This is a genomic window from Robinsoniella sp. RHS, assembly GCF_001029355.1.
Taxonomy (GTDB): Bacteria; Bacillota; Clostridia; order Lachnospirales; family Lachnospiraceae; genus Robinsoniella; species Robinsoniella peoriensis.
This window is the reverse complement of sequence record NZ_JNGB01000219.1, coordinates 1-11,848: the sequence shown is the minus strand read 5'-3', so window position 1 is coordinate 11,848 and position 11,848 is coordinate 1. Positions and strand designations below refer to the sequence as shown.

7 protein-coding genes and 2 pseudogenes are annotated in these 11,848 nt (G+C 40.7%); 3 read left to right on the top strand and 6 right to left on the bottom strand.

All coding sequences use genetic code 11. The annotated features are described in order from the left end of the window. Both RHS_RS28795 and RHS_RS28790 read right to left on the bottom strand, forming a co-directional pair. Positions 1–3,267, bottom strand: a 3,267-nt coding sequence (locus RHS_RS28795) for a right-handed parallel beta-helix repeat-containing protein (RefSeq protein WP_395023642.1), incomplete at its 3' end; no start/stop codon positions are given. A gap of 183 nt (positions 3,268–3,450) precedes the next feature. Beyond that, positions 3,451–4,121, bottom strand: a pseudogene (locus RHS_RS28790) (PD-(D/E)XK nuclease family transposase). A gap of 455 nt (positions 4,122–4,576) precedes the next feature. Here RHS_RS28790 and RHS_RS32290 point away from each other — a divergent pair. Both RHS_RS32290 and RHS_RS28780 read left to right on the top strand, forming a co-directional pair. Continuing rightward, complete coding sequence (locus RHS_RS32290; protein ID WP_160295827.1) at positions 4,577–5,482, top strand: DUF4474 domain-containing protein; 906 nt, start codon at positions 4,577–4,579, stop codon at positions 5,480–5,482. Next, a complete protein-coding gene (locus RHS_RS28780) occupies positions 5,479–6,363 on the top strand; it encodes a metallophosphoesterase (protein WP_044296132.1) in 885 nt (294 codons plus the stop codon). Before RHS_RS32290 ends, RHS_RS28780 begins: the two co-directional genes overlap by 4 nt. Before the next feature lie 124 nt (positions 6,364–6,487). Here RHS_RS28780 and RHS_RS32285 read toward each other — a convergent pair whose 3' ends face one another. Next, positions 6,488–6,571 carry a DUF6783 domain-containing protein gene (locus RHS_RS32285; RefSeq protein ID WP_377146911.1) on the bottom strand — a complete coding sequence of 28 codons (84 nt, stop codon included), beginning with the start codon at positions 6,569–6,571 and terminating at the stop codon, positions 6,488–6,490. Between the two features lie 52 nt (positions 6,572–6,623). On the opposite strand from RHS_RS32285, the gene RHS_RS28775 reads away from it, so the two are divergent. After that, positions 6,624–9,512, top strand: coding sequence for an EAL domain-containing protein (locus tag RHS_RS28775; protein ID WP_047835143.1), 2,889 nt, complete (start codon positions 6,624–6,626; stop codon positions 9,510–9,512). Positions 9,513–9,565: 53 nt separating this feature from the next. On the opposite strand, the gene RHS_RS28770 is transcribed toward RHS_RS28775, so the two are convergent. The 3 genes and pseudogenes from RHS_RS28770 to RHS_RS28760 all read right to left on the bottom strand — a co-directional run. After that, entirely contained in the window at positions 9,566–10,411 is an 846-nt protein-coding gene (locus RHS_RS28770; RefSeq protein WP_027295538.1) for a carbohydrate ABC transporter permease, read from the bottom strand. Positions 10,412–10,422: 11 nt separating this feature from the next. Continuing rightward, the gene (locus RHS_RS28765) at positions 10,423–11,301 is read right to left on the bottom strand and encodes a carbohydrate ABC transporter permease (RefSeq protein WP_027295537.1); all 879 of its coding nucleotides are present in this window, start codon (positions 11,299–11,301) and stop codon (positions 10,423–10,425) included. Between the two features lie 213 nt (positions 11,302–11,514). After that, positions 11,515–11,848 (bottom strand): annotated as a pseudogene (locus RHS_RS28760) (hypothetical protein); the annotation flags it as partial.

Here is an 11,848-nt window from a genome sequence, read left to right as displayed (position 1 = left end):
GAGGCTTACCTTGTCGCCTGCCTGGTAATTTTGTTCCTGAAATGCCAGGTTGGCTGCACTGGGCTTTTGATTTTCAAATCCGGTAAATGAAACCGGCTCTAATGCCTCCACTTCCTCATACGTCAGGGATGCATCCCCCATTTTGAGTCCGGTAAAACTAATTGTTTTCCCTCTGTCGTTGGTTTCCCATCCTGCAAATCCAATTTTATAATTATCTCCCAGCGGTGATTCCTGGATATCTGTAACATGCTGCCATTCACCATCTTCCAGTCTGTAGTCCAGAGAAATTCCCTCATCTGTTTTCGTAAATCCCAAATATGCAGCAGAAACCCCATTTTCGGAAGCATTTCCTCCATTCTCAACTGCCGTTCCATTTATCTCCACTACAGAAGCAATGCCGTCAAAATGTGATTTTTTTCCTATGGTAACATAATTATCGTCATCCCGATACAGGATAAAGGAACCGGTATCCCACTGCCCGCCTTCTTTCACGGGAAGGTTATCTGCTTTAATGACCGTGCGAAGATTATCTTTATTCATCCCTTCCGGTATTTCGTATAAAAACAAATTCTTCACATTATTGCTGCCTGTGATCTGATAGAGGTCGCCGGGCTGAAGATCGATGGTAACTCCATCCGGAGTCAGGGTATAGCTATCTTTATCTTCTCTTACTACCGAAAATTGTTTACTCAGTGTCTCCGTCTGTGGCAGTACTATAATGACTGCTTTTCTTGCAGTATTATTTCCTGCAAAAGCATTTACCCAGACAATGCCGCTTTTTTTGGCTGTTAGTAATCCATTCTCATCAATTGACGCCGTATCCGATAAGTCTCCTGTTTTTAAATCTGTTACGGACCAGGTAATTTCTGCTTCCGGTTCCGTTGCTGCAGTAAATTGATAGGACATTTTTTCACTATCCAGATTCTCCGTATCCAACAGGAGGTTGTCTTCTTCCTCAATAGTGACGGATACATCTTCTGATGGGGTTCCGCTTCCTGCTGTTAACTCTAGTGAATTGGATTTAATTATAGTCCCATTCCATTCATAATAGGCAAATATCTGTGATCTCCCATTGCTTTTTCCCGTCATATTTCCATTGTCATCCACGGAAATAACCTCCGGATTCGTACTTGCATAGTGGATCCTGCGAACAGGGTCTGCTGCGGGCTGATTCCTGTTTTCCACCATTTTAATCTCTTTATCACGGATTACCAGATTATGATCCGACATTCCCGGATGCTTTACTGCATAAAGCTTTAATCCGTCATCATATGTATTCCCTTCAATCAATACATTTTTACATTTGGTAAACTCATAAACATTATCCTGAGGTCTTTCGTGCTTGTCCCCGGAAGATGTCATATTTATTTTTTTGGATTCACCCACTATGATCTGATTTTGAACGGACTCAATCTGAATCTGGATATCCGGGCTGGTGCGCAGGATTTTATTATTCCGTATGGTTAAATTCTCCACACTCTCTGCCTTTACTACCGTATCCGTATCCATATGGAAGGTATTCCCTTCGATCAGAATGTTTTTATGGATGGGATTATCTTCAGAAGGCAGACCGCCTCCTTTCGTAACCGGATGAATATAAACTGCCGGGGCATATTCCCATGAGGTTCTTCCTATGTTTTTAATGTAAAAGGTGTTATTCCGGATTGTCATATCCCGGATAGGACCTGATTCATACCACTCATCCGAATCATTAGACAAGTAAATGGAAGCCATAGACATATTTAAAAAAGTGTTGTCTTCAATCAATACCGGATTTCTGGTTGTACACAGAATTCCTCTGGTAGGCACGTTCTTAAACGTACATCCCTTTACCGTCACTTGCGGTGCATAGGTAACATTTTCCGCTACAAACCTGGGTTGTCCTCCAATTTGTTCGGACAGATCAGACGGCAATTCCTCCTGGAATTTAATTATCATTGTTCTCAAATCATTTTCATCTTCCCCTGGATTGGAAACCACTTCCGATACAGTATAAAGACTTTCATGATCCGTAGACTCTAGCGTATCTCTGGTAAAAAATGCAACCTGGTCACCCACATGATACTGGGGAAAACCTCCCTGCTGTGTATGGATATATTTTAACTGAAGCGTGTGGTTATCTCTTCTCTGCTCCACTCTGGTAAATGTACCATGTAAGTTAATCGGGTCATCATGGGAGTTTGAGAAATTACAATTTTCAATATTAATCTCCCCTGCTGCCCCGGATGCATGAATAATATCTGCATAACTTACCGTATAATGACCTGAATTTTCTCTTGGCATAAAGTTACAGTTTCTATAAGTAACATCAGTGGTCATCTGCAAAAGCCAACCAAAGCCATGCATAAAATGTACATTCACATTTTGAACCAGCACATTCCTGCTTTCCCAGGTAAAAGCACCTGCTGTTTCACGGTAAGCACTGCTTGCCAGTTCTAGCAGCATCCCTACTTTCTGCATAGAAGGTCTTGCTGACTGATAGGTAATTCTTATTTGCGTATCACTTAATTTTGTTATGCCTGATACATTGCTAAATGGAGAATCGGAAGTAAAATATGCTCTGGTCATTTCTTCTTCCGGGTGATGTGCCACGATAGAATAGGCATTATGAATTCCGGTTTCAGTCCAATAAAGATCTCCTGTATATGGACTTGGTTCGCTCTGCCATTCAATTGTATTTTCCTTGATCGCAAACGGGAAGCATGAGGGAATAAAAAAATCGGTATACTGTTTCCCCTCTTTCGTCCCCATCCCGGTTATGGTCATCTCGGATACCGTAGGCACTGCAAAATCCCATGAAAAATTCTGCAGCGTAACGTTTTCAGAGTTTACGACAGCAATTGCCATCATATTTCCGTGCATCATAAATAAGGAGTCATTTCCCTCGACTGTTAAATTCTCATGACCATCTAGCAAAATGCCAATCGTCTTCTGAGGGCTTTGAATACTGTTTGTATTAGAAGTGTGATATTCTCTTATCTGAGCCTTGTCTTTATAGATGTGATATTCACCCTTTGGAAAATTCAGCGTTACGGGCTCTCCGTTCTTCTCCAGTTCTTTTGCTGCCTGAAGGGCATCCCAGACCGCCTCTGTGCTGTCCTTTACTCCGGTTGGGTCCGCCCCATAATCGGTTACATCAATTACAGTTGCTTTTTGGGTTTGCACAGTTTCCTTTTCTTTTGCAGCTGCACTTAACGAAGGCAGTATTATGCTGATTACTAATAAAACTGCAATAAAAATGTTTATATGTTCTTTTCTTCTGTTCATAGACACCCTCCTTGAATTTACTGTTACAAATTAATTATATATAGTGCATATATTAATTTACATACAATATTCATGGGAGATTATTAGAATTTATTAACTATAATATGCCGCCTGATAATGGTACTTTTCCAGAACATGTTTACAATAATCAGCTGATAGAAATTGATTATTCAAAGAAAAATTTTACCTGTATTTTTCATAATATTCTTCTGCAGAAACAAGATCCAGGTTAAAATGTTTTTGGAGCTTTTCAACAATACGTTCATGAGTGATTCCCTCTTCGGTATTGTCCTGTATAAATGCTTCTATGCCTGCCTCCCGCCCCTTTTCCATTCCTTCTTCCACCCCTTCTTTTTTAGCCATATATATGAGATGGTTATAATCCCGGATTGCTTTTTCCCTGGATTCGTATTCGATTCTTTTCCGGTCGTCTGCACTGATATTCTTTAATATCTGATACGCTTCATTTATGTATTCGTTTTTCTCTGCCATTTCCTTGAAATCCTCCTCCCGTTTTCCGTTCAGAAATTTCGCCCACTGAAGTAGTTCATTTTCCGGTTCCAGCAAATTTCCTAACTTAGGCAATTCCAGTACATGGAATTCCAGTTTATCGGAATATAAACTTCCTCTTTTATCTTCCCGTAAATGAAAACAGGAATACCATTCAGAACCTGCATTTCCAGGTCGATCTGGGTATTATCATGCATCAATACTCTTACGTCAAGAATTCCAAGCTTTTCCGCTTCGCTTTCCTTTCGCAGGCTTGTGTTCAGCAATACGGTTCCCTGAATTTCCTTTGGATCCAGGTTCAAAAATGCGGCGATTAAGCCTTTCCTTGCCTTTTCACTGCACATCAGTTCCTTAAAACAAAAGTCGACTGTGGGGAGCATGATAAATGGTTGTCAGTCTGAAAATTACATGCTTGGGGCGTATTTTTCATTGTTAGTCCTCCTCTAACTTAAAGGCAGTATCTTTGCTGCGTAAGGAGGTTTAGATATATTATAACTACTTACGATTAGCATAGCAACGCCTTATATTAAAATATAATTATCAATTGGAAATCAACTGGCAGAACAGCCAGGGTATAGAATGTTTTTCATACAGTTATCGTATCACAATGCAACAATCATTGCAACACTTTTCTATTATTTGTTACATATTAATATTTTTACATAAAAAACGAATTAAAGAAAAAAGAATGCCTTGTATATAGAGGTCTGCTGAAATTCCAGTTTCTTCAAATATTTTGTCCGAATAACATACCCAAATACCATTCTTCTGCATATATATAATGGTAAGGGATTTTATTATGAGGTTCATTATGTATATTCTTCTCTATCTGCTGTATACACTGGCGGCTGTCTGCATTATACTGATCTATTACAGGCGGAAGCAAATGATAAAAAAGGTATCTGCTCTTACTGACTATGAAAAAACAGTGCTGTTGAACCGTTCTGTCAACCCCTTTGGCCTGGCCTGGCATCCAGAAAAACATATTTTCACTACAGCTTTAAACGACTGGAATCAAAACAGCGGATATACCGGAGTATATGATGAAAAAGCTGCTCATTTCCATATTATATACGATTGTGAACCTGTCTACTTTGATTACGAAGGGAGAACCTGGCTGATTGAACTCTGGAAAGGACAATATGGAATTCATGCGGGCGCTGAAATCGGCATCTATGCAGCAGACCACCTTGTATCATCTGTCTTCCTGAATGAAATACATTTTGAAAATGTCACCCAAAACAAAGTGCTGAAATATTCCTTCCGGCTTATACAGGGATCGGAAACACTCTTTACCGTTTCCGCTATGCATCAAAAACTATCCGGTTTTCTTACCGGTAATCTTTCAAAACCGGATTCTCTTAGAATGCAGGTATCTATTACATTTCCCAACACCGGCATGATGGATGCCTTTGTTGACAGCCTGTTAATTCTGGGTTATGCACTCAGCGACCTGTCTCTCTATCAGCTGACCGTAGCCTTTTGTTTTACAACCCCCAAGACTGTACCTGGAAAAGTCCTGTCTTCCCGGAGAATTTCCTATCTGAATTTTACCAATCGGATATACATGAAAACCTACTTGATGCTTACCCGCCCCTTCCAGAATACCCAGGACCGGCTTACTTATCTGCTGTTTTATCTGCCGCCCCTCTATCATAAAGTCGTCTGCATGGGAATCTCAGGCAAACGCTTCCAAAAGCCATGAGCTACTATACACGTCTTAGTAAGGCGTTTGAAAATGCTCTGCATCTGCCGCTAACACCTGATTCAAAATATATTCTGATGAGTGACTGCCATCGGGGTAACGGCACCTCTACCGATAATTTTTTAAAGAACCAGAATCTTTTTTTTGCAGCACTTCAATACTATTATATGAATAATTTTACTTATATTGAGCTGGGCGATGGGGATGAACTGTGGGAAAACCGGTCCATGACCCAGATTATAAATATACACAGCAACACCTTTTGGCTAATGTCTAAATTTTATGAGGAAAACCGTCTTTATCTGATCTATGGCAACCATGACATTATGAAGAGTTTCCCCGGATATGCCAAGCGTAACTGTACGGTATATTACTGTCCTGAGTCCAGAAACTATACCCCTTTGCTGCCCGGCATACAATTTTATGAGGGACTGATCCTGGATGTCATACCGGGTATTCGTGACGTTTACCTTGCCCATGGCCACCAGGCAGATTTTTTCAATACAAAGCTCTGGCATCTTTCCCGTTTCCTGGTACGCTATCTTTGGCGGCCGTTGGAATACATCGGAATTCTGGACCCTACCAGCGCCGCAAAAAATAATATACGGAAACGTAAAATAGAACAGAATTTAAGCACCTGGGCAAAAAACGAAGGACACATACTGATTACCGGTCATACCCACCGCCCAATGCTGGCAGACGTATCAGCAACACCATTTTTTAACACGGGCAGCTGCGTTCATCCCAGATGCATAACCGGCATTGAGATTGAGAAACACTGCTTTACCCTGGTTAAGTGGACCTACTGTACCAGAAAAGATTTTACGGTTGCTATCTGCAGAGAGGTTTTGGCGGGACCTATTTGCATTAATGAGTATTAATGTAGAAATACCGCTGTATGAAAAAAAAGGAACCGGCACAGCGGACGGACGCTGTGTCAATTCCTGCATTGATCATCTATTGTAATATTTGCACCTATATCACATCCTTTATTGCTTTTTTTCCCTAAAGAATATATAATATTACATAATTAGAGCCTGTTTGAAAATACATTTCTGCCATCAGCACACCCCACTTTGTGTAACGCACATATTTCAAAAAGCTATTTTCAAACTCTCTCTAGCTCGGAAAGGGGTTCACCATGAAAAGCGATTCAAGCATCTTTAAATCATTGTTCTTTTTATGCCTGTTTTTATGCTGTTTTTCCCTTCTTTCCCAATCTGTACATGCTTCCGAAAAAGTACGTATCGGTTATTACGAAGACGGGGATTATATGAGTCGGAACGATGAAGGTAACTATGTTGGATTTAACTTCGAATATCTTCAGCAAATAGCTAAATATACAGGTTGGGACTATGAAATTGTGGATGCAAATAGCTTTACTTCTGCATATGATATGTTAATTTCAGGTGAAATTGATATGCTGCCTGCCTTATACTATACAAAAGACAGGGCAGAAGATCTTCTGTTTCCTGACAGTGCCATGTGCAATATTTACAGTACGCTGAATTTACGCTGTGATGATACCCGCTATGATTATGAAGACTTTTCCTCTTTTAACGGAATGAAGGTCGGTGTTATCCGGGACAGTGTGGATGCAGCAAACTTTAAGGCCTACTGTAAGTCCAATAATATTAAGGTAGATACGATTCCCTATGATGAAACGCAGGCTCTTTTAAAAGCGCTGGATGACCGGACTTTAGACGCCATCGCTATTACACACCTTGGAAAAAGCAGTACTTACCGCAGTATTGCCCAGTTTTCCCCGGAACCAATCTATATGGCTGTTTCAAAGAATCGACCCGATCTGCTGGGCGAGTTAAATTCTACTTTAAACAGAATTAAATTAAGAGATCCCTATTATGATATCAAACTTTATCAAAAATATTTTTCAGTCAGCACCACCCAGGAACCTGTCTTTACCCCATCGGAGAAGGAGTTCATCCAGGATACGGCACCTATTAATGTGGTTTACAGCTCCAATCAGTCTCCCTTAAGCTATCTGGACACTGCAGCGGGGAAATTTTCCGGAGTAGTGGCAGACTTGTTCACAATGATCAGTAATACCACGGGACTTCGCTTTACCTATATTCCGGAAGAAAACTATAAAGATGCGCTTGATGCCGTGAAGGATGGTTCTGCTGAAATTATTGCCAGCGTAGCCAATGACTATTTGTGGGCAGCACAGAATCAGCTGTCTACCACTTCCTATTTTCTCCGGGCGCCGGTAGCAATGATCAGCGCCAACCGGAAAACTTCTTCACCCGTACTGGCATTGTCTGACGGATTTTTTCTCTCTGAAAGTATTTCAGCAGATAATCAGGATAAAGAAATTCTGTATTATGACTCAGCAGAAGAATGCTTTCAGGCATTAGCCCGGGGTGATGCAGATATTACTTATTCCAATACCTATATTGCGGAACACCTATTATCTGATCCAAGATATGAGCCATTTTCTATTGTTACGATGACAAATTACTCCGATGAAATCAGCCTTGGTATCTCCAGTTCATCAGATCCCAGACTGTTCTCTATCCTGGACAAGGTATTGCAATATACCTCTAATGACATGATTAATGAACTGGTTCTGAAAAACAGTTTAAACTCACACTCTGTAAACTGGCGCGACCTGCTCTATCAATATCCGGTGCAGACTATGAGTATTATATTTCTGGTTTTTATCCTGGTAATCAGTGTATTCAGTTACATTCTGATTACGAAATCCAGGAATCACCGGCAGATTGAAAAAATTATGTATTTAGATGATCTTACAAACATCTGGAACTTAAATAAATTCCGGCTGGAAGCAGAAAAAATACTGAGCATTCCCGGTAACAGGACTTATGCATTTATCTATGCTGATATTAATCAATTCAAAACGATTAATGATACCTTTGGTTTTGCAGAAGGAGATCAGCTGCTACGTAATTTTGCCAATATCCTGCGTGAAAATATACGGGAAGGTGAATGCTGTGCCCGGGTATCCGCTGACCAGTTTGTGCTGATGCTGCGTTATGAAAACTGGACCCAGATGACGGAACGGACAAAGTCCATTGATCACCAAATGAATGACCTTCTGATAGCAGAAAATAAAACCTACCGGCTGATTATTATCTTTGGCGTTTATCTCTTACAGGATACAGATCCCCTGGATGTATCCCTGATGCTGGATCTGGCGAATTACGCCAGAAGAAGCGCAAAGATCACCCATAAGAGCCTGACAATCAAGTATGATGAAAATATGCGTCAGGAAGAACTGCAGGAGCGAAAACTGGCAAACGTAATGCATGCCGCATTAGAAAACAATGAGTTTATCCCCTATTTTCAGCCCAAATACAATATGGCAGATCATTCCATTATTGGAAGTGAAGCATTGGTTAGATGGATTGACACACAAAAGGAAATACAGTATCCCGGTTCTTTCATTCCATTTTTTGAAAAAAATGGTTTTATTGTAGAAATTGATTTGTGTATTTATACTAACGTGTGCCGGATTATCCGTTCCTGGATCGACCAGGGTCTGGAAGTAAAACCGGTATCCTGTAATTTTTCCAGACTTCATTTTAGAAACGAAGACTTCCCCCAGACCCTTTGCCGGATAGCAGATCAATTCCAGGTTCCCCATGAATATCTGGAACTGGAAATAACGGAAAGTGTAGTTATGGAAAACAAAGAAAGAGTTCTGGATTATCTGGGTCGATTGAAGAAACTTAACTTTCTCATATCCATTGATGATTTTGGCTCCGGATATTCCTCTCTTGGAATGCTCCAGTACCTTACAGTGGATGTAATCAAGCTGGATCGCAGCTTTCTCCAGGAAGGTATTGCGAAAAAGCGCATGCGTACCATTATACAAGGAATTATTAATGTAATCCATGGTTTGAATATTTCCATTATTTGTGAAGGTGTGGAAAATGAAGAACAGGCTGAAATGCTGATGGAGATGGGCTGCCACCGGGCGCAGGGTTTCTATTACGCCAGGCCAATGCCGCTGGAAGAGTTTGAACATCTGGTCAAAGAGAATCATTAAAGCTTAAAAACATACAGCAAAAAGGAGGCCGTTTGGAAAACGCCTCCTTTTTATTATCCCTTAACCGCTCCGGCTGTCATACCTTCGATTACGGTTTTATTTAAAATCATATATAAAATCAGCATAGGCAGAACACTCATGGATACGGAAGCAAATATGGCTCCCCAGTTTTTTGCCCCGAATTCATTCTGGAAATATAAAAGTCCGGTCTGAATGGTTTTCAGTTTGGTATCACTGATAAATGTCATGGAGAAAATCAAATCATTCCATTTGTAGAAGAACTGCAGTACCAATACGGTTACAGCCGCATTTTTCATAAGGGGTACTACAATGTGCCACATCATACTGAAGATACCGCACCCATCAATAACGGAAGCTTCCATTATATCATTGGATAAAGATTTCATATATCCGGTCACCAGGAATACAGACAGTGACAGTCCAAATGCTATGTAAGTCAGAATCAGGCAAAGCCGGGTATTCACCAGTCCCATCTTATTGTAAATCTGAAACAATGGAATCAGCGCTGTAGCCACCGGAACCATGATCCCCATTAAGAAGAATTTCTCGAAAAATCCTCTCAGCTTCCATTCCATCTTTGTTACGGCAAAACCGATTGTCATACTGAAGACTACGATAAATACCAGGGAGACCAACGTGTTAATCAAACTATTCTTAAAGAAAAGTCCCATGTTTCCTCGTGTCCACGCATCAATAAAGTTCTGGAAATAAAGACCATCGGGAAGAGCGTAAGCTGCTTTTGTTACAAATTCTGCCGGTTTCTTCAGCGCCGCAGTCAGCATCCAGAAGATTGGATATACTTCGATAATCACCAGGATAAAAATAAAGATTTTAATTAATACAGATTTTGTTATTTTTTTTGCTTTATATCCGTTCATATCCGCTCCTCCTATCCCTGTCTGTCGAATTTCTTAATAATTGTAGTTCCAATAATACAGATAATAAAAATGACAATTGCTATGGTACTGCCGTATCCGACCTTTCCAAATCCAAAAGAAGCATTGTACATATACATGGAAAGTGAAGTCGTTGCATTTCCGGGACCGCCTCCGGTCAGAGCCATTGCAGATTCAAACATCTTCACCGTACCGGAGAAGCTGAATACCAGACAGGTGATAGTTACCGGGCGAAGGAGCGGCATGAGGATGCCTTTAAACAAATTCCATGCGTTGCATCCGTCAATCTTCGCAGCTTCCATTACGTCATCCGGAATATCCAGAAGCGCACCATAGAAAATAACTGCGTAGAATCCCATTGAAACCCATACATCCATGACGCTTAAAGCTTTCAGCGCTGTACTTGCCTGTCCAATCCAGGGCTGTACCCAGTCCTGCAGACCGATATTTGCCAGAATACTGTTTAATAAACCGTAGTTTGGCTGAATCTCATAAATTTTTGCAAACAACTGGCCTACCGCTACTGTTGGCAGTACTACCGGAAAGAAGATCAGGGTACGGATTACATTTTTGAATCGCTTTAACCAGAATTTAAATACCAGCGCCATACACAGTCCAAGTGCAACCTGTCCTAGCATAACCATGCCGATATACTTTAAGTTCACTACCAGGGCATCTTTAAAACGTGCATCAATAAATAACTTTTCATAATTTTTTAAACCGGAAAAACTCCAGTTCAGCCCAGGTGTGCCATCGTAGAATGAATATACGAATGACCAGATAACCGGAACGAATACCAGCCCTACATATAAGATCAGGCCAGGTATTACAAATAAAGCAATTGCTTTTTTATTTCCTAATACTTTATTCATACTTGCCTCCATTTGCATATCGTAAGCCTGCTTACAATACTGCCTTAAGTACGTGTTTTGTCTGCATTTTGGGTATAAAAAGAGCGACAGGCCGAGATCCAGTCTGATACACGTTTCCATGCTGCTGTCTTTCCCATAATCTATCGCTCTGTTCATTTATTTCCTTGGGCAGCATGCGCTGCCCATGTGTCCATTCAACTGCTGCCGCAAATGTTATTTGCTCAAATCATAAGCATCCTGTATGGACTGCATATATTCTTCCGGTGTCATTTCTCCGTTGGCAAGGGTCTGAACGTTATCCTGTGCTGCTGTCTTGGTTTCATTGTTCATCATCGCTTCGAACCAGGTTGCTGCATTTGTTACGGAATCAATAGTATCTACAACCACCTGGTTGATCGGGCTTAATTCACCTTCAACCGTATATTTGTAGCCTTTTACAGAACCCATTTCCTTCATTGCATAATCGCCTGCATGTTCTACGAAATATTTTAACCAGTCTGCTGTTGCATCATCGTATTTATCTTTGGAAAGTGCCAGTATATTACCA